At 34.0% G+C, this 25,665-nt stretch carries 23 protein-coding genes and 1 tRNA gene; 13 read left to right on the top strand and 11 right to left on the bottom strand.

The genetic code is table 11. The annotated features are described in order from the left end of the window. Window positions 1–3: 3 nt before the first annotated feature. The 5 genes from T367_RS0111495 to T367_RS0111475 all read left to right on the top strand — a co-directional run bounded on the left by T367_RS0111495 (window position 4) and on the right by T367_RS0111475 (window position 5,417). The gene (locus tag T367_RS0111495; protein ID WP_027419978.1) at window positions 4–1,305 is read left to right on the top strand and encodes a RagB/SusD family nutrient uptake outer membrane protein; all 1,302 of its coding nucleotides are present in this window, start codon (window positions 4–6) and stop codon (window positions 1,303–1,305) included. Window positions 1,306–1,555: 250 nt separating this feature from the next. Then, on the top strand, window positions 1,556–2,257 hold the full coding sequence (locus T367_RS0111490) for a FadR/GntR family transcriptional regulator (RefSeq protein WP_027419977.1): 702 nt from the start codon (window positions 1,556–1,558) through the stop codon (window positions 2,255–2,257). 32 nt (window positions 2,258–2,289) lie between these two features. After that, window positions 2,290–3,591 (top strand): MFS transporter, encoded by a 1,302-nt coding sequence (locus T367_RS0111485; protein WP_027419976.1) that lies wholly within the window; start codon window positions 2,290–2,292, stop codon window positions 3,589–3,591. 24 nt (window positions 3,592–3,615) lie between these two features. Then, entirely contained in the window at window positions 3,616–4,374 is a 759-nt protein-coding gene (locus T367_RS0111480; protein ID WP_027419975.1) for an SDR family NAD(P)-dependent oxidoreductase, read from the top strand. A 20-nt stretch (window positions 4,375–4,394) separates the two neighbouring features. Further along, on the top strand, window positions 4,395–5,417 hold the full coding sequence (locus T367_RS0111475; protein WP_027419974.1) for a sugar kinase: 1,023 nt from the start codon (window positions 4,395–4,397) through the stop codon (window positions 5,415–5,417). Between the two features lie 222 nt (window positions 5,418–5,639). Here the strand turns inward: T367_RS0111475 and T367_RS0111470 are convergent, their stop codons facing one another. From T367_RS0111470 to T367_RS0111460, 3 genes are all read right to left on the bottom strand, one after another. After that, entirely contained in the window at window positions 5,640–6,032 is a 393-nt protein-coding gene (locus T367_RS0111470; protein ID WP_027419973.1) for a methylglyoxal synthase, read from the bottom strand. Between the two features lie 179 nt (window positions 6,033–6,211). Further along, window positions 6,212–6,772: a bifunctional 4-hydroxy-2-oxoglutarate aldolase/2-dehydro-3-deoxy-phosphogluconate aldolase gene (gene eda, locus T367_RS22170; protein WP_084274402.1), complete on the bottom strand. Its 561-nt coding sequence runs from the start codon at window positions 6,770–6,772 to the stop codon at window positions 6,212–6,214. Window positions 6,773–7,076: 304 nt separating this feature from the next. Further along, entirely contained in the window at window positions 7,077–7,820 is a 744-nt protein-coding gene (locus T367_RS0111460) for an NUDIX hydrolase (protein WP_027419972.1), read from the bottom strand. A gap of 577 nt (window positions 7,821–8,397) precedes the next feature. On the opposite strand from T367_RS0111460, the gene gap reads away from it, so the two are divergent. Further along, window positions 8,398–9,399: a type I glyceraldehyde-3-phosphate dehydrogenase gene (gene gap / locus T367_RS0111455; protein WP_027419971.1), complete on the top strand. Its 1,002-nt coding sequence runs from the start codon at window positions 8,398–8,400 to the stop codon at window positions 9,397–9,399. 202 nt (window positions 9,400–9,601) lie between these two features. Here the strand turns inward: gap and T367_RS0111450 are convergent, their stop codons facing one another. Then, window positions 9,602–12,385, bottom strand: coding sequence for a T9SS type B sorting domain-containing protein (locus tag T367_RS0111450; RefSeq protein WP_027419970.1), 2,784 nt, complete (start codon window positions 12,383–12,385; stop codon window positions 9,602–9,604). A gap of 145 nt (window positions 12,386–12,530) precedes the next feature. Between T367_RS0111450 and T367_RS0111445 the strand changes: the two genes are divergently transcribed. Next, complete coding sequence (locus tag T367_RS0111445; RefSeq protein ID WP_157454208.1) at window positions 12,531–13,331, top strand: immunoglobulin domain-containing family protein; 801 nt, start codon at window positions 12,531–12,533, stop codon at window positions 13,329–13,331. 45 nt (window positions 13,332–13,376) lie between these two features. Here the strand turns inward: T367_RS0111445 and T367_RS25605 are convergent, their stop codons facing one another. Both T367_RS25605 and T367_RS0111440 read right to left on the bottom strand, forming a co-directional pair. Further along, entirely contained in the window at window positions 13,377–13,547 is a 171-nt protein-coding gene (locus T367_RS25605; RefSeq protein WP_157454207.1) for a GIY-YIG nuclease family protein, read from the bottom strand. 674 nt (window positions 13,548–14,221) lie between these two features. Further along, window positions 14,222–14,297: transfer RNA gene (locus T367_RS0111440), tRNA-Met, on the bottom strand. 229 nt (window positions 14,298–14,526) lie between these two features. Between T367_RS0111440 and T367_RS23955 the strand changes: the two genes are divergently transcribed. Then, the gene (locus T367_RS23955; protein WP_051568510.1) at window positions 14,527–14,958 is read left to right on the top strand and encodes a toxin-antitoxin system YwqK family antitoxin; all 432 of its coding nucleotides are present in this window, start codon (window positions 14,527–14,529) and stop codon (window positions 14,956–14,958) included. A gap of 1 nt (window position 14,959) precedes the next feature. Here T367_RS23955 and T367_RS0111430 read toward each other — a convergent pair whose 3' ends face one another. Beyond that, window positions 14,960–16,258, bottom strand: a complete 1,299-nt coding sequence (locus tag T367_RS0111430; protein ID WP_051568509.1) for a mechanosensitive ion channel family protein — start codon at window positions 16,256–16,258, stop codon at window positions 14,960–14,962. 146 nt (window positions 16,259–16,404) lie between these two features. Here T367_RS0111430 and T367_RS22160 point away from each other — a divergent pair, with 146 nt between their 5' ends. Next, a complete protein-coding gene (locus T367_RS22160) occupies window positions 16,405–17,313 on the top strand; it encodes an alpha/beta fold hydrolase (RefSeq protein ID WP_051568508.1) in 909 nt (302 codons plus the stop codon). Between the two features lie 59 nt (window positions 17,314–17,372). On the opposite strand, the gene T367_RS0111420 is transcribed toward T367_RS22160, so the two are convergent. Continuing rightward, window positions 17,373–18,923: a T9SS type A sorting domain-containing protein gene (locus tag T367_RS0111420; RefSeq protein ID WP_027419967.1), complete on the bottom strand. Its 1,551-nt coding sequence runs from the start codon at window positions 18,921–18,923 to the stop codon at window positions 17,373–17,375. A 245-nt stretch (window positions 18,924–19,168) separates the two neighbouring features. On the opposite strand from T367_RS0111420, the gene T367_RS0111415 reads away from it, so the two are divergent. Then, window positions 19,169–19,699, top strand: coding sequence for a CPBP family intramembrane glutamic endopeptidase (locus T367_RS0111415; RefSeq protein ID WP_027419966.1), 531 nt, complete (start codon window positions 19,169–19,171; stop codon window positions 19,697–19,699). On the opposite strand, the gene T367_RS22155 is transcribed toward T367_RS0111415, so the two are convergent. Continuing rightward, entirely contained in the window at window positions 19,696–20,703 is a 1,008-nt protein-coding gene (locus T367_RS22155; RefSeq protein WP_051568507.1) for an AMP-binding protein, read from the bottom strand. The genes T367_RS0111415 and T367_RS22155 overlap by 4 nt on opposite strands. 56 nt (window positions 20,704–20,759) lie before the next feature. Here T367_RS22155 and T367_RS0111405 point away from each other — a divergent pair, with 56 nt between their 5' ends. Further along, window positions 20,760–21,227, top strand: a complete 468-nt coding sequence (locus T367_RS0111405) for a thioredoxin family protein (RefSeq protein WP_027419965.1) — start codon at window positions 20,760–20,762, stop codon at window positions 21,225–21,227. Window positions 21,228–21,290: 63 nt separating this feature from the next. On the opposite strand, the gene T367_RS0111400 is transcribed toward T367_RS0111405, so the two are convergent. Both T367_RS0111400 and T367_RS22150 read right to left on the bottom strand, forming a co-directional pair. Continuing rightward, a complete protein-coding gene (locus T367_RS0111400; RefSeq protein ID WP_027419964.1) occupies window positions 21,291–22,862 on the bottom strand; it encodes a T9SS type A sorting domain-containing protein in 1,572 nt (523 codons plus the stop codon). A gap of 190 nt (window positions 22,863–23,052) precedes the next feature. Beyond that, window positions 23,053–24,318: an aminotransferase class I/II-fold pyridoxal phosphate-dependent enzyme gene (locus T367_RS22150; RefSeq protein WP_035843393.1), complete on the bottom strand. Its 1,266-nt coding sequence runs from the start codon at window positions 24,316–24,318 to the stop codon at window positions 23,053–23,055. 189 nt (window positions 24,319–24,507) lie between these two features. On the opposite strand from T367_RS22150, the gene T367_RS0111390 reads away from it, so the two are divergent. Both T367_RS0111390 and T367_RS0111385 read left to right on the top strand, forming a co-directional pair. Further along, on the top strand, window positions 24,508–25,326 hold the full coding sequence (locus tag T367_RS0111390) for an outer membrane protein assembly factor BamD (RefSeq protein WP_051568506.1): 819 nt from the start codon (window positions 24,508–24,510) through the stop codon (window positions 25,324–25,326). 12 nt (window positions 25,327–25,338) lie between these two features. Beyond that, window positions 25,339–25,665: a DNA-directed RNA polymerase subunit omega gene (locus T367_RS0111385; RefSeq protein ID WP_027419962.1), complete on the top strand. Its 327-nt coding sequence runs from the start codon at window positions 25,339–25,341 to the stop codon at window positions 25,663–25,665.

The following is a 25,665-nucleotide window of genomic DNA, read 5'->3' as shown; positions in this document are numbered from 1 at the left end:
CAAATGAAAAAAGTAATTTTATTATTCGGAATATGCTTATCGATTGTGGCTTGTGAAAAGTTAGAACAAGTCCCAAAAAATATTGCTAACTCAAATTCATTAACTGATTTTGGTGGTGTATTAAATGCCGCATATTATTATCAATTGGGGTCTGTAACTCCACTAGCAATTATGGGAGATTTTAGAGCTGATAATGCTTTAATGATAGAAGAACCCTATACTTCTTTTGATAGATTCAATAATGATTTATTAGATATGGAAGAACAATTTTTTAGTCCTTTCTATATTGCCATGTACAGATCTATTCTAAGTGCAAACACTGTAATTGAAAACACAGATGATATGAGCATTGTTGGTGAAGCTAAGTTTTTAAGAGCATTGTCTTATTTCAAGCTAGTGAAAGTATTTGGCGATGTCACTATAAACTTAACTTCAAGTGATATTAATCTAAATCTAACTAGACAATCAGCTTCATCTGTATATAACGACGTAATTATTCCTGATTTAGAAGACGCCATTTCGTTTTTAGATAATTCAGGAATATCAAACGGGCGTGCATCTCAATTAGCTGCTCAAAGTTTACTAGGTAAAGTACACATGCAAAATCGTAATTTTAGTCGTGCTGAAACTTACCTTGGTGATGCTATATCAGCTGCATCAGGAGCAGGAATAAGTCTACAAGAAAATTTTTCTGATATTTTTGGAAGTTTCAATGATCTTAACTCAGAAGTTATCTTTGCTACACAATTGTCACGATCAGTTCCAGACGAATACGGTTTCACTGAATTTACAGGTTGGTATATAGGGAATGATTCTAAATCTTTTGAACCCTTAGATTTGGATTTAGTTGCTGCCTTCGATGCCGCTGGAGATGTTGTTAGAAAAGATTTAACGGTTAACGAATCAAGCAAGGCCGGAATTAAATATATTTCTGAAGATCCTGATCAGGATTGGATAGAAATAAGACTAGCTGACATTATTTTATTATATGCTGAAGCTTTAAATGAAAATGGTACTTCAGCAACGACAGTACTGCCTTTATTAGATGACATTAGAATTAGAGCCGGTTTAGCGATTTTAGACCCTGCTGTTCTAAATACACAAGAATTAGTTAGAAAAGCTATTGCTGACGAAAGAAGATTAGAATTAGCATTTGAAGGACATCGTTGGTTTGATTTAGTAAGAACACAAACTGTTGATGCTGAAATGGGTGAATCAATAAATGAAATTTATCACTTATTCCCTATTCCATCTACAGAAGTACTAGCAAGTGATGGTGTAATTACACAAAACCCAGGGTACTAAAAAAATTATGATAATGAAAAAGAAATTGGTAAATAACTGACTGGACTGACTTTTGACTAGTCATAAAAAAATGATGTATTTTTATAAAAAAAATTAATCAAGTTCATCAATATTTAAATATCGCCCGATGAAAATCAGTTTGTTTATCATAAAGAATATAGTTCTTAAAAACTTGTCTTTCGCATAAAAAACCACAGCAGATAACAATAGAGATGAACATATTTACAAAGATTGAAAATCGTATCAAGTGATGAAATTAGAGGTACTATCAAATACAGAAGATTTAGCGACGCAAAAAGCAATTATTGCTCAAATAAGAGATTTAATAAACTTCAAGAATATTGAACCAGGAGAAAAGTTACCCTCAGAACGTATACTTTCTGAAAAGTTCAATGTATCAAGAAATAACCTCAGAGAGGCCATACAAAAATTAGAATTTTATGGACTCTTAAAATCCATTCCACAGAGTGGTACGTTTGTCGCTCATATCGGAATTATAGCCTTAAACGGAATGATTGAAGATATACTAAGGTTAAGTACACCAGATTTTAAATCCTTAGTTGAAACAAGAATATTATTAGAGCTAAAAACCGTAAGGTTAGCCGCTTTAAGACGAACGGAGGATGACTTGACTGCTATTAAAAACGCATTAGATAACTATTCGAAAAAAGTAAATGCGGGAGAAAGTGCAGTACAAGAAGATTTGTTATTTCATTTAGCGATTGCTAAAGCGAGCAATAACAGTACTATGAATACACTTATGTTAGTCATCACACCTCAGATTATTACAAACTTTAAAAAACATCACGTTTGTGACGAAAATTTAGCTAATGAAGCTATTAAAGAACATACAGCCATTTACGAATCAATCAAACTTCAAGACCCTAAATTGGGGAAACAAAAAATGAAAGAGCATTTTAAAGAACTCTATAAGTATTGTTACAATACTTGATAAAAAATAGTTTTTAAACACCCCAAAGAAAAATGAAATTGAAAGGACTTAGATGGTGGGTAATTGGCTTGATTGCCTTAGCAACCATAATTAATTATATTGATAGGCAAGCGTTAATTGTATTGTGGCCAAATATATCGGCGGATTTGTATCCAGATAAATCAATGACTGAACGAAAAGAAATTTATGCTTTTATATCAGTTGTTTTTATGTTTTCGTATGCCTTTGGTCAATCAATATTTGGGAAAATATTTGATAAAGTTGGTACGCGAATTGGTTTTATTTTATCCATTGGTTTTTGGTCAATATCTACCGCGCTGCACGCTTTTGCAAAAGGGGTTGCAAGTTTCGCTATTTTCAGGTCTTTTTTAGGTGTGTCAGAGGCAGGAAACTGGCCGGGAGCAGCAAAAGGAAATGCTGAATGGTTTCCGGCTACTGAGAGAGCTTTTGCTCAAGGGCTATTCAATTCGGGTGCTGCAATAGGTGGGATTGTTGCCATACCGACTATTGCTTTTTTAACAATATATTTCAATTGGCAAATGATATTTGTTATTGTTGGTATCGTTGGTTTACTTTGGTTAATTCCATGGATAATAATTGTAAAAGCTCCACCAAAAACACATCCTTGGATCACTGAGGAAGAGAAACATTATATTTTAAAAGGAGAAAAAATAAAAGAGGTTAAAGAAAATGAGAAATTACCTGAATACAATCCTTCTGTAAGTGAATTACTTTCTCGTAAACAAAGCTGGGGAGTTATCATTGCTTCAGCTGCAATTGACCCAATTTGGTGGCTATTCGTTTTTTGGATTCCTATTTACCTTTCTGAAGTATATGGTATGGATGTTAAAGCAATTGGCATTTATGGTTGGGTACCATACGTTGGAGGTATGTTAGGAGCATGGTTTGGAGGATTATTAGCAGGCAATAGATTAAAAGCTGGTTGGGATATAAATAAAACCCGAAAAATGGTAATAACGCTAGGTTGTCTATTGATGTTACCAGCCTTATTAGCTTTAGCGAATCCAGGTTCACCATTTAATGCAGTATTAATAATGGCTGTCGTTTTATTTGGGTTTCAAACAGCAATTGGAAATGTACAAACCCTGCCTAGTGATTTATACGGAAAAAAAACAGTTGGAACACTTTCAGGCTTTGCAGGAACGGCTGCAAAATTGTCTGGAGCAGGTTTGATAGCTTTAGTACCAAAACTAACTTCCGATGGCAATTATACTCCAGCTTTTATAATTGGAGCTACATTAGCCTTTATTGTAATAGCAAGTGTTTGGATACTAATTCCAAGGATAGAAGCTTTAAAATCAAGAAAAAAGTAAATTAAATTTTTTAACAAAAAAAAGATGAATAAGAATAGAGTAGCAATTGTAACAGGAGCAACAGGAGGAATTGGTTTTTCTGTAGCGGAGCGTTTAGGAAAAGAAGGTTATACTGTGATAATAAATGGTATTAATGATGAAGCAGGTGCTGAAAAATTAAAAGTATTAACTGATGCTGGTATCGATGCTGAGTATTATGGTTTTGATGTGACTAATGAAGAATTAGTAACATCAAATATCAAGAAAATTGGTGAAAAATACGGCAAAATAGATGTTTTGGTGAATAATGCAGGAGGTTTAGGTGGTAGATCTAGATTTGAAGAAATGACAACTGAATTTTATAGAAATGTTATGGCTTTAAACTTAGATTCAACATTCTTTGCGTCAAGAGCAGCAATACCATACTTAAAGAAAAGTGAATACGCTTCTATTATTAATTATACATCAAATGCTGGTTGGAATGCTGGAGGTCCTGGAGCTGGAATTTATGGCACTTCAAAAGCTGGTGTTCACGCAATAACTAGAGCTTTAGCAAAAGATTTAGCTGAATATGGGATTAGAGTAAATGCAGTATCTCCAGGAACTATTGACACACCTTTCCATGCACAAATCAAATCTACAAAACCAGAAGTTTTTGCTTCTTGGGCAAATAATATTATGCTTGGAAGATTAGGTCAACCAGAAGATATTTCAGGTGTAGTTGCATTTTTAGCGAGTAAAGATGCCTCTTTTATAACAGCTGAAACAATTCAAGTTGGTGGTGGACAAGCTTTAGGTATATAATATAAAAAATTAAACAAATTATGAATAATGTTGTAACATTTGGTGAAATAATGTTACGCTTATCTACTGAACGACATTTACGTTTTGTTCAGGCAAAAACATTCGCTGTCTCCTATGGAGGCGGCGAATTTAATGTTGCAGTATCGTTGGCAAATTATGGAGTTAAATCTGAATTTGTCACTATCGTTCCTGATAATGACATGGGAGCTTGTACTGTTAAAGAAATGCGTAAATTAAAAGTTGGCTTAGATAATGTAGTATACGGTGGAGATAGATTAGGTGTATATTTCTTAGAAACTGGAGCAGGTACAAGAGGAAGTAAAGTTGTTTACGATAGAAAATATAGTTCTTTTGCAACTGCTGAAGAAGGAGTTTTTGATTGGGAGGAAATTTTGAAAGATGCCACTTGGTTTCACTGGAGCGGTATTACTCCTGCTATTTCAGAAAGTGCAACACAACAATGCTTAAAAGCGGTTCAAGCTGCACATAAATTAGGCATTAAAATTTCATGTGATTTAAACTACCGTTCTAAACTATGGAATTATGGTAAACAACCCCATGAAGTTATGCCGCAACTTTTAAAATATAGTCATATTATTTTAGGAGATATTGATACTGCTTACTTCATGTTGGGTAAAAATAAAGTTGATCCTAATTATCAAAATGAATCTTCTTTACCAATTCTATACGAAGAAATATTTAAAGCGTGCCCAAATTTGGAAATAATTGCTACAACACTACGTTACTCTGTTAGTGCTTCTCATCAACGCATTGGAGGTATTTTATTTGACGGAAACAAAGTGTACAGAGCAAAACTTAAAGAGGTGACCCCTGTCGTAGATAGGGTTGGTAGTGGCGATGCTTTTATGGGAGGATTAATCTACGGACTACTTTCCTATGATAACGATTTACAAAAAACACTTGACTTTTCAGTCGCTGCATGTTGCTTGAAACACACAATATCTGGAGATTATAATTTAGTAAGCTTAGAAGAAGTTGAAAAAATGATGACTGGAGACGACACTGGTGAAGTATCAAGATAATTTAATTGTACTTTAATTTTTACAGGTGGCTTAAGAGCCATAGAACACTCATCTCAAAACCACCTGTTATTTTTAATTCTTTATATTGAGCCAATCTTTAAATGCAATGGACTCATTTCACAAAAGATATCGCTTTACTACATATTTACTTTTAAAGAGATAAACTAAACTTATTTTATAATTAAAAAAAGGATACTTTAATAAAAATAAGTCTTTTCAGTTCTAATTAGCCGGATTCAATTTACCACTTTTCTTTAACCCTTCAAAAAGCAGATTTGCTGTAGATGGATTCGTAGCCAATGGAACATCATGAACGTCACAAATCCTCATCAAAACAGAGATGTCAGGTTCGTGCGGATGCTTCGCTAATGGATCTCGAAAAAAGACAACCATATCACACTTGCCTTCTGATACTCTCGAGGCTATTTGCGCATCTCCGCCGTAAGGTCCTGATAGCAATTTGGTTACTTCAAATCCAACCTTTTCAACTTTGCTTCCGGTTGTTCCCGTTGCAATAAGCTTAATTTCATTTTGATGCAGAAAATCAGCATGCTCATTTAAAAACTGAACCATTTCTGCTTTTTTTCCGTCATGTGCAACTATTGCTATAATCATAATTTGTTTAATGTTTGTTTAGAAAATCTAATAGTATCAATATATTTTTTTGTGAGAACGTTCATTTTTATTAAATAAATGTTTTATCTATGTTATGTGCGCTTAAATTATTCAGATTTAATACATAGCCCACTTCTATTTCATTTATCATAACCATTTGGGGTAAATAATTGAAATCATTACTTAACTAACCAAGAGCCGCCAAGAGACATAACATTTGGAAGGTCCAAAAATGTCTGATAATTTTCGGCATTTATTCCGCCCGTAGGACAAAAAATTACTTCCTTAAAAACATTACTATAGGTTTTCAAAGCCTTAGCCCCACCAAATAAATGTGCTGGGAAAAATTTCAAATAGCGCCACCCAAGTTCCATGGCAGACATTATTTCACTCGGTGTTGAAACACCCGGCAAAAAAGGAATTCCACTTTTTTCGAAATTCTCTTTAAGAGCAGGACAAAGTCCGGGACTAACCATAAAGTCAACCTCCAACTCCACGCAGCGCTTAATATGCTCTACAGAAGTGATTGTCCCTACTCCAACCTTAAAACTATCTTTATACTCTGACTTAAAAAGCGCAATCGCCTCCCAAGCAAAATCAGTGCGTAAGGTAATTTCAACGCAACTTATTCCTTGACTGGATAGGTGCTCATAAAGTTGTTTAATCTCTTCTTCTTTATGAATTGTAACCACAGGAATTAGCGGATGGGATTCAAGTATTTTTTCAATGTTATTTTGCATAGTATCTGTTTTTCAACTCCACACCACTTTCATTTACGGTTCACAGCTTTTTTTATTTAATAAAAATAGCAACCGAGGTTGGAGTGTTATATTAATCTAAAGTAAAAGGCTGCCTTGTATATCATCTGATAGTCAGGACAAATTTCCATTTTTCACGTTGAAAGATTAAAATAGCGCTAAAAAATCACTTTTAAAAGGACTTAATTTGCTTTTCTCTCATTTTATTTAACTTAAAAAGTAGAAAACTTCATTGCTAATATAAACCTTTATGTCAAAATGACAATAACTACTTGTGATTAATTCATTAGAAACCAAAATTATCAAATCCGTCTTCCACTAATTTTCTATAATTCTCAGTATTAAACGCATAAAAATTGGATGGTTTATGAGGTACATCTACTTGCTTCTCATCTAATTTTTTTACGATTTGAAGTTTAATCAATTTTCTTCTAAAGTTTCTTTTGTCAAGCGCCTTACCTACAATCACTTCATATAATTTATGAAGTTGTGAAAGCGTAAATTTTTCGGGTAGTAAATTAAATCCAATCGGTTGAATTTTGAGTTTTGTACGTAGCTGTTTGTGGGCATTATTAAGTATGTTCATATGTCCAAAAGCCAAAGAATTAATTTCGTCTATCGGCTGCCAACTGGCCGAAGAAGCAAAATAGGCTGGTTTTAATTCAAAAGATGTTAGATTTACTAAGGCATAATATGCAACTGTAATAACATGTGCTTCTGGTTGTTCCCTAACAGCTCTCAACCAAATTCTATCTTCTTCATTTGAATGGCGATCCACACTAAACGCGCCCAGTTGTTCAAGAAAAATATCTTTCAAACCGGTTAAATCATGCAAAACTCTAATTGCAGCTTGTTCTAGGTTTTCTGTTTCAAAGATAAGGTCACCAGGAAGAGAAAACTGATTCAACCTACCATTTTCTGGTGATTTTCGTTTAATAAGTAAAACATTTAATTTTTCGAAATCGAACCCGAATATTACACAATCGACTGATATACGTTGATTTAAGTTTGAGCGATCATTATTATCCATTTTTCAAATATAAAAAAACAATAGCATAGTTGCGCAAAACCTCTAAATGAACTAAGCGTAAAATAACACATTGTTTTTTTGCACTTTTAATGTTTTTACATGAATAAATAATGCTCCATGTGTAAATAAACAAACGCTTTTAATCGACGGATTTTAAATCATACACCTAATAATAAATGTATTCAATTGAAATAAAAACATGAATCTTAATCAAATTGAATTCAGTATTTTTTTCATTGAAACACCTGATAATTAAAACAGATGACTATCTTAGTGTCATATTGACATTTAATATTTTTTTATTATCTTACAATTCGCATAACTTAATTTCACGATCAATTTTCTGTGAGCCTAAAAATTGCTAAACAGTAAGTGATCGAATTGTATATGCAACCAAAGAATAATGTCCTTTTTTGGATTGGGTGAATTAGATATACATACAAGGGTAATCAAAAAGTGTCTTCACGTGGAATTCGCTGTACCAATAAAAGTATATCAGGAGTATTATTAATAACCGAAAAGGACTGAAAAATATTTTTTTAATCGTATCAGTAAAAACAATTAAAACGTAAAAATAATGGCAAAGTTAAAATTAGGAATAAATGGGTTTGGGAGAATTGGAAGATTGGTGTTGCGTGCAGCAGTTGAGAGACCCGATGTTGAAGTTGTTGCAATAAATGATTTACTTGACGCTGACCATTTAGCATATCTACTTAAATATGATTCAGTTCATTATCGATTTGGGAAGACGGTTGAAGTGAAGAATGGAAATTTGATTGTAGATGGAAAGGAAATCAGAATTTCTGCTGAAAGGGAACCTAATAAAATTAATTGGGCAGCTACAGGAGTAGATATTGTTGCGGAATGCACCGGTATTTTTAAAACCATCGAATCTGCTCAAGGTCATTTAGATGCTGGAGCAAAAAAAGTAGTTATTTCAGCGCCTAGTGCTGATGCCCCAATGTTTGTAATGGGCGTAAACCATTTAGACGCAAAAAAAGATGATGCTGTTGTATCTAACGCATCTTGTACTACAAACTGCTTAGCCCCGCTTGCAAAAGTACTCAATGATAATTTTGGTATTGAAGAAGCACTCATGACAACAATTCATGCAACAACATCAACACAATTCACTGTTGATTCTCCAGCAAAGAATAATTATCGCCTTGGGAGATCTGCAATGACCAATATCATTCCATCATCAACAGGAGCCGCTAAAGCTGTTGGAAAAGTTATACCTGCTTTGAGTGGAAAGTTGACAGGAATGGCATTTCGAGTACCGACAACTGACGTCTCTGTAGTTGATTTGACAGTGAAGCTAAGTTCACCAACAAGTTACGATGAAATCAAAAAAGTATTCAAAGAGAGCTCGAATCAATCACTTAAAGGTATACTTTCTTACACTGAAGATGAAGTAGTTTCTCAAGATTTTGTGGGAGATAAGCACACTTGTATATTTGATGCAGGCGCGGGTATTGAATTAAATTCAACTTTTTTTAAATTGGTGGCATGGTATGATAACGAAGTAGGTTACTCAAACAAGTTAATTGATCTCGCAATGCATATTAATTCACTTTAAACGAATTGACTAATCTATTAACGACTTCGTTTATCTAATTCAAATCGTTATAAACAGACATCTTAAATCCCCGTTTCCAAATACTATTGCTTGGTTCGGGGATACTCCAACGCCCTTCGATTACTATACTTTTTAACCATCTTATCATGATGGATTAGAAAGAACATTCTATCACACGAAATTTTGAACAAAAAAAAGAGTTTTATCTAATTATGTGCAATGCTTTATGCTCTATATAATAATCACCATTAATTTCAGCCTTAAATTGGTAATAATAAACGCCAGTGTTGCAAAGTGCCCCGTTCAGTGCAATGCCGTCCCAAGTGTCATTTTCATTATTCATATAGCCTACATCAACACCCCACCTATTGACTATTTTAACTTCCCAATCAAAAGGGAAAGGTGTATGAAAAGTTAGTTTAAATTCTTCATTTGTATCATCAGAATTTGGGCTAAAAACATTCGGAAAAGTAATATCTAAATAATTAATTTTAGGTCGTCTTACAACCTTGATTGAATCCGAAACGATACCGCATCCACAATAATCAATTGAAAAGCGATATATACCTGGCTCATCCACTATTTTTAATGGTGAAGTACTTCCATCTTCCCAAAGAATTCTTCCAGCCTGTAATTGACTCAGATCTAAAACTAAACTAGAGTCTAAATACATCTCATCAGGCAAATCACTTACTAAATCAGGTAAATATACTCGAATTCTAGCAGTATCTGGATAGCCATTATTATAATACCTAACAGCTGTTACCCAATAATATCCTGTCCCTGAAAATGAATGGGATGGCTCCATTAAAACACTGGTGTTGTTGGAATTAGATTTAGGGTCACCAAAAGACCATCTTAACGAATCAATATCAACTGGATAGTTTGGCCTTGCCAATTCAAAATCAACAGTTTTCTCAAAACAATTAATTGGAGAATTTAGAATTTCTGGGGTATAAAAAATACTTTGGTTAAATCTAGGTAAGTCTCTATATGATATACCATCTAAAGGAATTGTGGCATTGTGTATGAACTCCACGGCATAGGATTCTTGATTAGGGTTTTGAATAATACTTAAACCTTCTCCGTTTCCTTGGTAATAAATTCGCCCATCAGGTCCTAATTGTCCAGTTTTCAAATCAACAGCGAAAGGAAAGTAAAGCACCGTGTCTTTTGAAGCGGCAATGCTATTATCATCTGCCAAGTCTAGGTCATAAACGACCAACATATGTGAAGAAAATATATCTTCAATTTCAACGTAAAGTTTTGAGCCATTACCAGAAAATGCTGGCTCATAATCAAAATAGTTTCCAGGACTAGGGTCGGTATGCATATTATCATTATCTATTTCAACTTTATTACTGACTTTTCCAGTAGCTGGATTAAAATCAAACAATTGTAAATGAGAATCATTCTTTTCTCGCCATGCCATTATAATTTTATCTCCCCTTGGCGAAGCTTTTAATCTTCCTGTAACATGCTTCTTAGCGCTAACTTCTTCGTTAAATGCTGAAATTACGGGATCACGCAACAACCCATTACAGTCGACCAGATATGCATAAAAATTAAATTGATCTTTTTCGTGCATCAACACCCAAAAATCTCTCTGATTAGCATGATTAACTGCCGTAATATCTACCAATGGTAACCTCTCATTTAAAGTATCATTTAGCGCGGTCATTCCAGGAATACCGTCATGAAGATAATCATGAATGATAGAATAGAATGTTCCTTTTATAGAATCTAACCAACTATGAGGAGTTGCCATACCTTGATGAAATATAAAGACACGCTCATTAATATCAGGATGATCAGCCATTAGTGTTTTAAAATTCGAAGCACAACCAGTCCCACCTGGAAGACCCTCACTTTCTATGACTACTTCATTCATTATATCCCAAGCTCTATTACCATCTGTATAATATCTCAATTCACCTGACGTATCAGACAGACTAGAGGCTCCTGAAAATGCTTCTAATTCAGTAAAAGGAAATAAACCAATAGAATCGTTTTCAAAAAACTCAATACCTGAATGTTCACCAAACAACCAATTATTTCCACGCTTATCGTAAATTTTATGATTGTCATCTAATCCAAGACGATTGCCAATAATTATTTTACCTCCACTGCCAACGGCAATAGCTAACGTATCATTAATAAAATCAACATCGTAAACACTAAATGAAATTGGTAATGTTTCTTCAACCCAATTTGATCCATTAATGGTTGTAAAAATGCTTCCAGCTCCTCCTCCAATAATTCCTTGTCCGTTTCGTCTAAACTTAATCGAATATAAGTTTTCTTCCGTGCCAGCATCCTGTAACTTCCATGATCTACCACCATTTGTTGTTTTCATTAAGAATCCTCTATTACCAATACAGTATCCTGAATATGCGGAGGTAAAATAGATATCATTTAATTCGTCAACACTTTCATAATTTAATTCCCAATTCGGACTTTTTCGTTCATCATAATTATATATTTCACCATCATCGGTCACCAACCAACCTATCTCTTTAAAAAAGAATATTTTTTTAATCATTGATGTAATTGCAGGTACACTAGGTATTATTGTTCCAGCAAGAGGATCATCTGGAAAATGTCTATATATTTCTCTTGTTGTTCTCGCAGTATAATATTTCACGTTTGACAACCAACAAGCTGTTGTATAAATTCCGAATGGATAAAAACTAGTCGATATATTTCCTTCCCAACCATCCCAAGTGATGGCATAACCGCCCGTATTATTTAGGACTAAATGATCACCTAAAACGCCGGTCTTAATGTATTGCATTTCATTCAACCCAACATCTGTCTCATTAAACCCCCATGTTAAACCAAAATCTTCAGACATATAAACTCCAGAAATACTAATCCCTGAAAGATATATTCTATTTTCTACGCTTGTTTCAACGGCCGTAATTAAACTCGCAGTTGGAGATGTTACCTCAGACCATTCATACCACTGAGCATGAGTTTTTTGCATAAAAAAACTGAAACAAAAGATCAGAATTATTATTAAATACTTATTATTAATCAAGTAGTTAGTTTATTTTTGATAAAATCAAATTCAACATTTGCAAAAGTGTAAACAACTTATGCTTAGAAACAAAGATATAATTATTGATCAAATGAAAAATTATAATTATCTAGTATTTATTCTATTACTATTAATTACAGGATGCCAAAAGGGGCCTAATTATTGTGGTCATAAGATAACCCTATCTTCACCAACAACTATTAATGAAGGTGAAACTCTTACATTAAACCTCGAAAATATTGAGGGCGCGAAAAATTCAACATACCTTTGGAAAACACCTGACATGACCAAATATACTGAATTTGAGGCTGGACGAATTGCTGGACATGAGTCGTTTGAAATCACAAACTTTTCTATTAAAGACCAAGGAGAGTATTCTGTAAAATTATTCCCTGATGTTGACCATTGCGAACCTATTCTTTTGAAGACTTTTGTTACTATGATTCCAAAAAAATGCGATTGCGAAACACCCGACTTAGAAAACACGTTATATTATTCCCCTTTTTATGAAGGCCTTTTTACTGAGGACGCATCAGACATTCGAGTAGATTCTTATATTGATGATAATATAGGAATAATTGTATCAGGATTTAATAATTTATATATCTCTTTTGGTGATGATATATTTCCAGAAAATTCGAGTACGTATAGAATTTTTGGAGGTCAATCTTTTGACTATACTTTATTTGAACCTCATTTAGGTTTACATTTCTGGATGAATGGTTCAAATCATGGTTGGGATTATTTCATTGTGAATAGTGACGAAAACAACCTATTTTATTCCCGTGAAGGCAACCGCGTAACAATGCAATTTTGCAATGTTAAAGTTGTGCGAAAACATTCTAGAATAGAATCTTTTAAGCTTAGCGGCAAATTCACATTTGACATTTAGCTTAGACAAGTTCGACCACAAACACTTTTTCAACTCCTCTTCTCGTCACAAAGCCTCTGCTTTGGTATTAAATTCTTCTTGAAAGTCAATTGTCCATGTTCGATATCTTACCGTGTACCCTTTTGTAGCTAATTCATTATGTGATTTAAATCGATCCGCAAAATGAGTGGAATACCTGATATAAATCTTGTTATAGGTCGATGTAAGATCAGTCACAAAAGTTGGGGAGGAATTTAGACTAAAATGATTTTCTGTGTACTAAAGAATAACTTTTGGATTGATTTTTAGATTGAAAAATAATTTTTCTAATTACAACTTAACTCAATAATTTTATCCTAAATTCGATTCTTCGATGCCATTCTTTTAAGAAACGAATTGAAATTGGTAAAAAAGTGAGGACGTGTGCGACTCAGTCGTAAACTACAATCTTTGATTGGCGCCTGTCCGACCTTAGGCGGAATCACCGATCTTTTCCAGTTTCAAGAGTGGTGTTGGTGAGTAAAAGCGGGCTATTGGATGTAGGCCCTGCCAGGCAGCCTTTTTTCCGCGTGCGCTGAAGGAATCTTCGATGACCGAAGCTTCTAGCGAAGGCTATAGCGGAGGCGCTGCTAACTTTTCTTTCCCTAAAGTGTTCGGGAGTAAAAAAAGGTAGAAGAAGCTAAATAAAATTTGAAAATAAATCGGGTATCCAAAATTTCAAAATAAAATTCTGATGTTTCAAAAATGTGGCTTTAGTTTTATTAAGATTAACTAAAATATATGCCTAGTCCCCAACAATTGGTCTTGATCCCGGAGCACGTTCCGATAGAAAACGGAACGAACGTGCGAGCAAACCAAAACGCGAAATTTTGGACAAAAAAAAGAGTTGCCAAAACTGACAACTCTTTTAATGGTAGCGGGGACACGACTCGAACGTGCGACCTTCGGGTTATGAGCCCGACGAGCTACCAACTGCTCCACCCCGCAATATATCTTTGTTAAAATTTAAATATTTGATGATCAAAGTTCGATCTGTAAATATTGTTTTAAATCTTAAAATGTTTTTTTCTACTTCGTTAAGCGGGTGCAAATATACAACAAGTATTTTCTTTACGCAAGTTTTATGTTAAAAAAACAAAAACAAACATGTAAAAGAATTCCGATATCTTATAATCATTACCTTTGTTAATCATTCATTATTGTATTTTTTTGTCTTATGAAAACCGTATATTTTAGTTTATTCTTAGTGATTTTAGCAAGTTGTTCGAACGACCAAACTAGCAGTTCAGAAGTTGATAATAAACCTATTAAAGAACCAGAACTTTGCGATTGTAATGAACTTGGTTTTGATAAAGACTATAACAATTTCTTTTGGACAACGCCTAGAAATGGCTACACAGGAACATGTGAATTATATTTTCCTGATGGTAAAATAAAATTACAAAAACATTTTAAAGGCGGTAAAGTTCATGGTAAAATGACCAGTTATTATCAAAATGGACAAATAGAAGACGTTAAAGAATTTGATACAAACTTTCAAGTAGGAGAACAGAAAACCTATCGAGAAGATGGTATTCTAAAATATCATGCGCTTTACGAACGCGGAAATCAAACTAAAATATTGGTTTATCCTGGAACTATCGAATAAATTACTTAAAATCCTTTAAAGATCGCATATCCGACCCTGTTGGATTTTCAAACAATTCTAATTCGAAATATTGCACTGAAGACAAAATGTGGTCAAATACATCTGCAACATTCGCTTCATAAACCTCCCACTCTTGTGATTTGGTGAAAGCATACAATTGTAAAGGCACACCTTTTTCAGTTGGCTGAAGTTGTCTCACCATTAAAGTCATTGACGTATTAATGTCCTCATTCTGTTCTAAATATTTAGTAATATAATATCTAAATACACCTATATTTGTTTGGTTTTTACCATTCAACAATACTTGCTTGTTTACATTGCGTTCTTTATTGAATTCTTTTACTTCCTCTTCTTTTGTATGAATATAATCCTTAATAATCTCTACCTCACCAAACTTGGCCAACATTTCTGGCGTACAAAATTTAATGGATTGCATTTTAATATTAATCGATCGCATTAATCGACGACCATCAGAATCTAACATTCCACGCCAATTCTGGAAAGAATCTGAAATGAATGAATAGGTAGGAATTGTGGTAATCGTCTTGTCAAAATTTTGAACTTTAACTGTTGCCAAAGTAATTTCTACAACATCTCCATCTGCCCCATACTTCTCCATCGTAATCCAGTCCCCAATGCGTACCATGTCGTTTGCCGCTAATTGAATACTACCAACAAAACCAAGAATTGTATCCTTAAACACTAATAAAATGATTGCTGTTGCCGCCCCCATTGAAGTAATAATAACAATAGGATTTATTTGAAATGCAATTGATATCATTACAATTCCCAATAATATCGTCACTACAATTCTCGACAATTGAACATATGATGCGATCGGTTTGTCTTTGAACCTAGGTTTTTCTTCGAGAATATCTTTTAAAGTGTTTAGAAAACGAAGAATGCAATAAAGTAGTATTACGACAATAACCACATCCGTTAATCTTAAAACAAAATCCCGCATCATATTAAAATCTGCAAAAACCGTTCGCACCATTGGCTCAATGAACAAAAAAGGAACCAGGTGAGCCAGTGCAGCAAAAAACTTATTTTTCACCAAATAATCATCCCATTTCGTTTTAGACAAATCAGCAAAAACGTGAATAGCACGAATTAATATTTTTCGTGTGGCCCACCAAAGAACAAAGAACACGATGTTAGCTGCGATTAACAGAACAAATGTTCGCAAATAAATTAATTGATTGTCTGATAAAGGCAAACCACTGAATAAATTATCAAGGCCCTCAAGAATAGATTTTCGACTAAAAAAACTAACGGTGTCTATTACTGCGTAAATCATTTAAACTCTTTTTTTATTACTGAATACTCCATACAAAACTACACATTATTAAAAGAGTAAATATTGTTCAGTACTACTTTCTTCTAACTGAAATTAACTTTAATTCTGCCCCTATTTTAAACGAACTATCCGTAAATTTGCAGCTTATGAAATGGATTTTTTTTATTGGTATTTTTTTTATGTTAAACGCCTGTAATATGGTGCGATGGAATCAAAAACAATTGTCTAAAAAATTTGAAAGGAACGGCATCGTTGAAGGCCATTTTCAAAATGATGAGCATTCAATTCGTTATTTTGAAGGAGGAGAAGGTGAAACAGTTTTATTGTTACATGGATTTGGAGGAGATGCACAAGTAACATGGAGAAAAATGTTCATGGATTTAAGTGAAAACTATCATGTAATTGCTCCAGATTTACTTTGGTTTGGTAAAAGTACAAGTACAGCTACACCAAATCTTGATTCCCAAGTTGATGCGGTAAAAGATCTTCTCGACGATAAAAAAATAGATCAAACAGCAATTGCAGGCATATCGTATGGCGGATTTGTTCTTACAGGTTTAATCTATGCTTATCCTGACCTTTTTACGAAGATTGGTATTATTGACTGTCCTGGTGTAACTTATGATGTTGCAAACCTTGATACCTTATGTGCAACGCAAGGCGTAAAAAGTGTTGATGAAATATTTGTTGTAAAAACACCTGAAGATATTCAAGAACTTTCTGATTTGGGTTCATATAAACAACGGAATATTCCCAATGGAATTCTCGAGGACATTTATACTGTTTACTACGACCAACATCATGAAAAATTAACGAAATTAATCCTTAGTTTAAAGGAAGAACAAGGAAGATTTGCAATTGATACAACATTAAGCTTTGCACCAACCACTATTTTTTGGGGCGAATTCGATCGCGTTTTTCCTATTGAAGAAGGTGAAAAATTGGCGAATTTTATGAACGCCGATTTTCAAATGATACCGAATGCTGGACATGCTCCAAATGTTGAGAATTATAAAGATTTTTTGGTAGCATTTAGAAGCTTTCTCGAAAATTAATTAAAACTATAAATACCCCAACCACCTACTTTAATTCGGCAGAAAGGGTATCTAGGGGTTTACTTAGCCGTTATCACAAGTCTTTGCAAACTACTTATTCCGTTTTGCACAACTTTGAGCAAGTAGACTCCTTCAGCTAAATTTGTTTGGACATGACTGGTACTGTTTAATGTCTTTTCCTGATAAACAATCTGTCCTGCCATATTCATAATTTCTATATCATAATCTCCCTCTGCATTTATTGTAAAAGTGCCGCTTGAAGGATTTGGAAATACTTTAAAATCAATTTCTTCATTATCAGCAACGCTTAATACTCCTAACTCACAACCATATCCTGATTCATCATAAAATTCTTTTACTTCACCTGCAAGATCAATAATACCTTGCACATTTTCTAAATGATCACCATCTCTATTGTATATGATCGCATAATCAAAACATAATTCTTCTTTAAAACCTAAACCGTCAAAAGAATGTGCCATCATCATTGTACGATCACCAGATAAATTTGAATTTGATATTTCACTCCATTCTTCGGGATCGCTAGGATCTCCAGGGTACATATATGAAGTTGGTGTTTCTCCCCCATAACCAGTGCCGCCTAAAGAAATTGAAGTCCCATCATTCCATATCCCTTTTAAATTCGAATAATAATTACTTGCCATTGAAGGCAGACTTTGTGCTGGATTTTCGTCATTATAAACAATAAAAGTACTGATGTCATTGTTGAGTGAAACAACGCCAACCGCTGGAGGATTTTCACCGTATCGAGCATCAATATTTGAACCATTATAAACATAAGCAACATTATTATCTACGTTGACTCCAGCTAAATCATCCGTTGGAAAACCTAAGTCCGGATCAATAAAAACACCCGCTTTAAAAGTATATAAAACCTGAGTTGAACGGTTTATAATGCGCGAATGAATAAATGTCGTATTATTTAAATAATCGTCAGTAGCATATGTGTATATCATTTGATGCACCTCTATCCCAATAGGATCGCCTCCAGTTTCAGTATGAATATTACGTTTATCATTCATAATCATATACGTGGCAAAATCACCTCGCATAACGGGATAATCACCTGCCTCAGGATCGTATATCCCATCACCATCAGTATCCACAAAGGGCGCCAAATAAAAATCTTGATTATAATCTAAATCTCCATGTGCAGGCCAGTTTGCTATATTTTCTGGAACAACATAACCTAAAGCATCCCAATTTTCAATGTGATTATCAATCTCGCTTTTGCGAATTGGATATATTAAATTTGGACCAGCTAGAGGTGATGCTGTTGCTGCACCATCGTCAGACAAAGCGCCTGGAAACATATCTGTTTCTGGCATATATTTAGTACCTGAAATCTTTAATTGACCATTTATATCTTCTCCCGCATACCAAAATGACATATTATATAAAGCATCATTGCCAGATCCTTTCGGTATTTCATATCCCGCTGAAGACGACATTACATCCTGGAATAAAACGCCGCCATTTGTCAAAATCGATTTGACATTATTAAATTCATGATTATAAACAGCTACTTGAGCATGTGTTATTCCAAACACCACCAAGAGTACTAATAAAGTTGCTAATCTATTTTTCATAATTTTTTTATTAAAGATTCTCCACTAATATATGCTTCTTTGGACATTCACATTGGTCCTATTTTTTAAAAATAAACGAAATGTATACCCGTCTAATTCATTATTTTACGCAGAATAATCATGTTATTTTCACAAATTAAATTCGCTAGTAATAAAACTTATTCCCACCTTTGTTATAGATCAAAACTAAATTTGAATCGCAATACCTCAACCGTTTGAATAAGCTATTTTCATCACTATGGTTTATGGGATTAATCACCTTGGTTATTTTTCCCTTATTGGCTTGGCCGATATTGTATTTTACCGATAGACATTTTTTCGATTTATTTACAATTGAAAATGATCAATTTCTTTCGATATTTTCATTTCTTTCTATTGGAATCTTCTTCGGTTTAGCAGTAATTTGGATAAGTGAACACCCTTATTTTGAGGATTCATTATCTAAATACAAAAAAATACTCATCAATTTTAAGATTACGATATGGCGCGCCTTTTACCTGTCTGTCTGTGCTGGTATTGGCGAAGAAATATTCTTTAGAGGTGCTTTGCAACCATTATTAGGCATTGTCTTAACCGCTTTCTTTTTTGTTGCCATTCATGGTTATTTCTCAATCAAGGATTGGAAAGTTAGTTTTTTTGCCCTTTTACTCACTGGATTCATTATAATTCTAGGTTGGTCAGCAAGGGAATTCAGTTTATGGCATGCTATAGCGGGACATTTCAGTTATGATTTTGTTCTCTTACTGTATTTGTATAAAACGTCCTCGAACGACTAACAACGAATAACTTTTCCCGATGCTGTTTCTTTAAATTCTTCAACCAATATTATCTCTTTCGGTCGCTCGTAAGATGATAAAACACTATTTATTTCCTTTTGAATTTCAGTTGTATTTATTACCGAATCAATCCCCTCAATCTTTAATACCATTTCTTGCCCCCATTTATCACTCGGTCGACCGATGCAATAAAATCTTTGGTTGGGCAATAAATGTGCGAGCTTTTGCTCAATAAGTTCTGGAACTAATTTTAAACCTGCCGAATTAATAACATTGTCCCAACGTCCTACCCATTTAAAATGGGTATCTTCTTTCAGCTCAACAATATCATTCGTCACTACCACATCATCAACAATCGCAGATGCTTTAATTATTAAGCAATCACGTTCATCAGTCTGAATTGAGACATTCGGTAAACATTCATAATATTCGTTTCCCTCTTGCAATCTCTTCAATGCAATATGTGAAATCGTTTCTGTCATGCCGAACGTAGCGAATGAATTATTTGGCAATTGATAGATCTCTTCTGCCAACGATTCGGAAACTGGCGCTCCGCCAATTATAACATTTTTAATGTCTATATATTTCTCTCTTGTTTCTTCATCAGCCAATATTGCTTGAACTTGATAGGGAACAAAAGCTGCGAAATCGATACTTAAACCATTGATTGACAGCGCTTTTAAAGGATTCGACGTGGTATCAGTAATTATAATTTTCATTTCATGCAGAATGCCACGAAGGAGCATCATCTTACCCGCAATAAATTCGGCCGATAAATTCACCAATAGGGTGTCATTTACTTTTAAATTGAAAAATTTACCTGTTGCTCGAGCCGAATTCATCATCTTGCGCTTTTCGAGCTGAATAGCTTTAGGTTTTCCTGTAGAACCAGATGTATTTACGGTTATATAATCACTCGCATCATACCAATTTTTCAAAAAATGTTGAACATTTTGTATGGTATTATGGGATATACCGTCCAAGAAAACGATATTTTTATACATTGAAATAGATTTTGTGTGAAGGTAGCATTAAATAGAGAGAATATAAAATTAGAAACATGAAAAGAAGCATCTTATTTTTGGGAATATTGAGTTTAGGAATGACAACAGTATCGGCTAAAACATCGATTAAAGATTTTGGACAAATGGTTCAAAAAGTTTCAGTTGAAAAAGAAGTAACTGGGATTCAATTTTTTAAAGGAACCTGGGCAGAAGCGAAGGAAAAAGCTGCAAAAGAAAGTAAATTGATTTTTTTAGATGCTTATGCAGAATGGTGCGGTCCATGTAAAATAATGGCCAAAAGAGAATTCGTTAAAGAAGATGTAGGTGACTTTTTTAACGCCAACTTCGTCAATTTTAAAATGGATATGGAAAAAGATGCTGATGGAGAACGTCTCTCAGAAAAATACGGTTTAAAAGCCTACCCTACTTTATTCATTTTAGATGTAAACGAAGAAATTAAATCAAAACTTGTTGGAGCTAGAAAAGGCAAAGAATTGATCGCCTTTGGCAAGTCGGTATTGTAAGAATTAAAGAATTTTAAAACATAAAAGGAGACTCGATTAAAAACCAGTCTCCTTTTTTTATTGTTAATTGATAATCAATTTTGAATGATACGTTTTTCCAGCTTGGTTAATCCGCACCATATAGGTTCCCATTGAAAGGTTGGTATGAATTAAAGACTTGTCGTTGGCTTTAAATTCACTTTGCATTAATCGACCGTCTAAACTAAATATTTGTAAATCATATTCGCCCTGTAGGTCAACTGTAAACGAACCTTTTGATGGATTAGGGTAAACTTCTAATTCTTCAACCTCATTATATGCTGAAATCCCTAGATAATATTCACAATAACTATCAGGTTTTGTATCATAAAATGTTTGAATAGCTGGTGCCAAATCAACCAATCCTGCGGCATTTTCAATATGATTCTCCGCTCCTGAAAAAGTAATCACTGCAAAATCATAACACTTCTCTTCACCTGGCGCCAATACAACAGATTCTATGCCCATAAAACAACGACGGTCACCTGGTGAATTAACATCATTTATTTCTGTCCATTCATCTGGATCATCCGCACTTGGATATCCATTAAACATAAAATTGGTATCAATATCGGTCTCTTTATATTTAAAATGCTCGCCAGTTACCAATCTCGCATTCAAATAATGCCAATATTCTATATCCACTGATGGGTCTTGATATATTCCATCTAAATTTGCATAATATCCCCCAACACTTATTCTATTATTCAATGATATTAAGCCAACAGCAGGTGGATCAGCACCATACCCTGGCCCATACATGCTCAACTCATCATCCGAATCTCCATTATAACCATAGATCAGATTATGTACTGGGTAAGTACCAATAAAATCATCAGCAGGATCCCCAACATCAAAATCCATTTGAGCTCCTACCCTGAAGTCAGAAAAATCATTACTTCCTCTATTAATTACTTTAGCATGAATAAAAGTGGTGTTATTGATGTATTCATCCACACTTTCGTATTGGTAAAACATATAATGCATCTCAATTCCAAGGGGTTCCCCACCTGTGCCGTGATGTTCTCCACCATTGTCATTCATGATTAAGTAGGCTGCATAGTCACCTCTAATTATAGGAAAGTCTCCTATTTCAGGTTCGTAAATTCCATTTCCGTTAAAATCATGAAATGGGGCTAATGTTTCTGCTAAGCCTAAATCCACATCGCCATTACCAGGCCAATACTCAATTCCATGAGGCATCACATAACCAGGCGCTGCATGGTTGTAAATATGAAAATCAATTTCGTTTTTCGATACAATATAAACTTCCTCCGCAAAAGGTTCTGCTGGAGGTTCACCGCTGCCATCTACCTGTAAAGGGCCTGAATAAACATCTTGACTCTCTGGACTAAACCCTGTGGCCGCTACCCTTAACACTCCATCAGGATCTACACCTCCAAACCAAAAATTATGGCCAAAAATCAAGTGATTTCCGCTATCTTTAGGTGATTCGTAACCTGAACCAATGTCAGTTTCTGGATTAGTAAAAAAAACGCCTGTACTCGAAATTGTTGCACGGATATTATTCCCTTCTAAATCGCCGATAGTTACCTGAGCTTGCAAAGCTACAAAAGGAAAAAAGGTAAGACAAATTGTAATTATTTTATTTTTCATAGCTGAGTTATTTATCTAAATTTAGCTAATAATTTGAGTCAGCCCGAATTAAAAACACTGAAAACCAGCATAATTATACCAATCTGAATATTGGGCTAATTATGAAACCCAAACCTTAGAAGCATCACAAAACAAAAAAGGAGACCAGTTTAAAAACCAGTCTCCTTTTTTATATTGTTAATTGATTGGATTATTTATCCGTATCTACTTTTGCTAAATCCTCAGCTTTATATTTTCCAGATTTTAATCCTTCTTGCATGATTTTGAAAGTATCAATTGTATACTGTACGTCCTCTAGCGTATGAACAGCAGTAGGAATTAAACGTAGCATAATAACATCTTTAGGAACAACTGGGTAAACCACAATTGAACAGAAAATATTATAATTCTCTCTTAAATCGAAAGTAATATTTGTTGCTTCTGCCAAAGTACCTTCTAAGAAAACAGGCGTTACAGCAGTATTTGTTCGACCAAGATTAAATCCTGCATCTTTTAATCCCTTTTGTAAAGCTGTTGCTACTTTCCACAAATTTTCTTTGTGCTTAGGTTCTGTACGCAACAATTCTAATCTTTTTCTTGCACCAACTACAAGGGGCATCGGTAAAGATTTTGCGAACATTTGTGAACGCATATTGTATCTTAAGAATTCAACAACATCTTCTGTCGATGAAATAAAAGCACCAATTGAAGCCATTGATTTTGCAAATGTTCCAAAATAAACATCAATACCATCTTGGCAACCTTGATGTTCACCTGTACCCATTCCTGTCTCTCCTAAAGTACCAAAACCGTGTGCATCATCAACAAAAAGTCTGAAATTGTATTTTCCACTTTTACGGTACTCAACAATTTCTTTTAAAAGACCTTGATCACCAGCCATACCGAAAACTCCTTCAGTAATAACCATGATACCTCCACCAGTTTGTTCACACAATCTAGTTGCTCTTGTCATTTGTTTTTCAAAACTTTCCATGTCATTGTGTTGGAACACAAATCTTTTTCCAGCATGTAAACGAACACCATCAATAATACAAGCGTGAGACTCACTATCGTAAACAATCACATCGTTTCTATCCACTAAACAATCAATTGCAGATAACATTCCTTGATATCCGAAGTTTAATAGAATAGTATCTTCTTTCTGCATGAATTCAGACAATTCTGCTTCTAAAGCTTCATGCTCTGAAGTTTGACCTGTCATCATTCTTGCCCCCATTGGATAAGCTAAACCCCAATCCTTTGCAGCATCAGCATCAGCTTTTCTTACTTCTGGATCGTTCGCTAAACCAAGATAATTATTTACACTCCATACCAAACACTCCGTACCTCTAAAATTCATCTTGTTTCCTATTGGTCCTTCAAGCTTAGGGAAGGTAAAATAACCGTGTACCCCTTTTGCATGTTGACCAATCGGTCCTCTATTCCCTTTAATCTTCTCAAATATATCTAAAGCCATATTTTAATTTTCTATCACCCCATTGGATGCATATTCATAATGCGAAATTATATTGAAAAATGAGATAAACCCAATTAATCACAAAATTTTATTCACATTTTACCGTTTACTCATGTCTAATTTAATTTTTTTTAACAAATCAAAGCGTATCTTTGTCTAGATTTTCGAAACAATAAGGAAAGAAAAATAATGAAGCAATATACCAAATTATTCGTCATTGCAATAGTAGCTATGCTGACAATGTTATCATGTACACCCTATAAAAAGGTACTTAAGAGTAATGATAACGAATTAAAGAAAGAGGCTGCTCTAAGATATTACGAAGAGGAAAGTTACTTAAAATGTATAACCTTATTGGATGATATACTTGAATTTTACAAATTAACGGAAGAAGGTGAACATATTTCTTACATTTATTGTTTGGCCAACTATAAAATGGAAGATTATTACCTATCAGGTTATTATTTTAAACGTTTTATTCGTCGATACCCATCAAGTAAACATGTTGAGGAGGCGTTATTTTTAAGTGCTTTGTGCTCTGTAAAGAATTCCCCAGAATACAGATTGGATCAAACAGAAACTTACAATGCATTGGATCAAATGCAAATTTTTATTGATCAATACCCTAATAGCAATCGAATTGATACCTGTAACCAGATTATGGATGATCTGCGTGGCAAGTTAGAATTGAAGCAATATGAATATGCACACCTTTATTATAAAACGGAGCGCTATAAAGCAGCTGTTGTTGCATTGAATGAAACGTTGGTTAAATTTCCAGAATCTAAATACAAAGAAGAGATCTATTATTTATTAGTTAAAAGCAAATATCAGCTAGCAATTAACAGTATAAATGACAAAAAATTGAAGCGACTAGATGATACTATAAAAAGTTATCGTACCTTTGTCACCCAATTCCCCGATTCTAAAGCGCTTAATGAGTTGAAACAACTTAATAACAAGGCTGAAGCAGAGAAGGAATTATTTAAATTAGAAGGAGCAAAATAAATTATCATGAGCATAAATTATAAAAATACGAATGCTGAGCGCACAACTATTACTAGAGATTTAGAAACTTTCTCTGGTCAAACTGGTAATATTTATCAGGCGTTAATTGCGATCTCGAAGCGTTCAAATCAAATTAGTAGTGAAATGCGTGAAGAGTTAACTGGAAAGTTAGCGGAGTTTGCATCAACTACAGATAATTTAGAAGAAATTTTTGAAAACAGAGAGCAAATTGAAATCTCTAAATTCTATGAAAGCTTACCGAAACCGGTTTCAATTGCTATACAAGAGTTTTTAGAAGGTAACATTTACTCAAGAGAAGTTGGAGAAGAAGCAGAATAA

This window comes from Crocinitomix catalasitica ATCC 23190, assembly GCF_000621625.1.
In the GTDB taxonomy this organism is placed as follows: Bacteria; Bacteroidota; Bacteroidia; order Flavobacteriales_D; family Crocinitomicaceae; genus Crocinitomix; species Crocinitomix catalasitica.
The sequence above is the reverse complement of the archived record's forward strand: the minus strand, read 5'-3'. Positions and strand labels throughout refer to the sequence as shown.

Bases quoted from the DNA above. Each gene is read 5' to 3' on its own strand.
- T367_RS0111495 (WP_027419978.1), top strand. From the start codon at position 4: ATGAAAAAAGTAATTTTATTATTCGGAATATGCTTATCGATTGTGGCT.
- T367_RS0111490 (WP_027419977.1), top strand. From the start codon at position 1,556: ATGAAATTAGAGGTACTATCAAATACAGAAGATTTAGCGACGCAAAAA.
- T367_RS0111485 (WP_027419976.1), top strand. From the start codon at position 2,290: ATGAAATTGAAAGGACTTAGATGGTGGGTAATTGGCTTGATTGCCTTA.
- T367_RS0111480 (WP_027419975.1), top strand. From the start codon at position 3,616: ATGAATAAGAATAGAGTAGCAATTGTAACAGGAGCAACAGGAGGAATT.
- T367_RS0111475 (WP_027419974.1), top strand. From the start codon at position 4,395: ATGAATAATGTTGTAACATTTGGTGAAATAATGTTACGCTTATCTACT.
- T367_RS0111470 (WP_027419973.1), bottom strand. From the start codon at position 6,032: ATGATTATAGCAATAGTTGCACATGACGGAAAAAAAGCAGAAATGGTT.
- eda (WP_084274402.1), bottom strand. From the start codon at position 6,772: ATGCAAAATAACATTGAAAAAATACTTGAATCCCATCCGCTAATTCCT.
- T367_RS0111460 (WP_027419972.1), bottom strand. From the start codon at position 7,820: ATGGATAATAATGATCGCTCAAACTTAAATCAACGTATATCAGTCGAT.
- gap (WP_027419971.1), top strand. From the start codon at position 8,398: ATGGCAAAGTTAAAATTAGGAATAAATGGGTTTGGGAGAATTGGAAGA.
- T367_RS0111450 (WP_027419970.1), bottom strand. From the start codon at position 12,385: ATGCAAAAAACTCATGCTCAGTGGTATGAATGGTCTGAGGTAACATCT.
- T367_RS0111445 (WP_157454208.1), top strand. From the start codon at position 12,531: ATGAAAAATTATAATTATCTAGTATTTATTCTATTACTATTAATTACA.
- T367_RS23955 (WP_051568510.1), top strand. From the start codon at position 14,527: ATGAAAACCGTATATTTTAGTTTATTCTTAGTGATTTTAGCAAGTTGT.
- T367_RS0111430 (WP_051568509.1), bottom strand. From the start codon at position 16,258: ATGATTTACGCAGTAATAGACACCGTTAGTTTTTTTAGTCGAAAATCT.
- T367_RS22160 (WP_051568508.1), top strand. From the start codon at position 16,405: ATGAAATGGATTTTTTTTATTGGTATTTTTTTTATGTTAAACGCCTGT.
- T367_RS0111420 (WP_027419967.1), bottom strand. From the start codon at position 18,923: ATGAAAAATAGATTAGCAACTTTATTAGTACTCTTGGTGGTGTTTGGA.
- T367_RS0111415 (WP_027419966.1), top strand. From the start codon at position 19,169: ATGGGATTAATCACCTTGGTTATTTTTCCCTTATTGGCTTGGCCGATA.
- T367_RS22155 (WP_051568507.1), bottom strand. From the start codon at position 20,703: ATGTATAAAAATATCGTTTTCTTGGACGGTATATCCCATAATACCATA.
- T367_RS0111405 (WP_027419965.1), top strand. From the start codon at position 20,760: ATGAAAAGAAGCATCTTATTTTTGGGAATATTGAGTTTAGGAATGACA.
- T367_RS0111400 (WP_027419964.1), bottom strand. From the start codon at position 22,862: ATGAAAAATAAAATAATTACAATTTGTCTTACCTTTTTTCCTTTTGTA.
- T367_RS22150 (WP_035843393.1), bottom strand. From the start codon at position 24,318: ATGGCTTTAGATATATTTGAGAAGATTAAAGGGAATAGAGGACCGATT.
- T367_RS0111390 (WP_051568506.1), top strand. From the start codon at position 24,508: ATGAAGCAATATACCAAATTATTCGTCATTGCAATAGTAGCTATGCTG.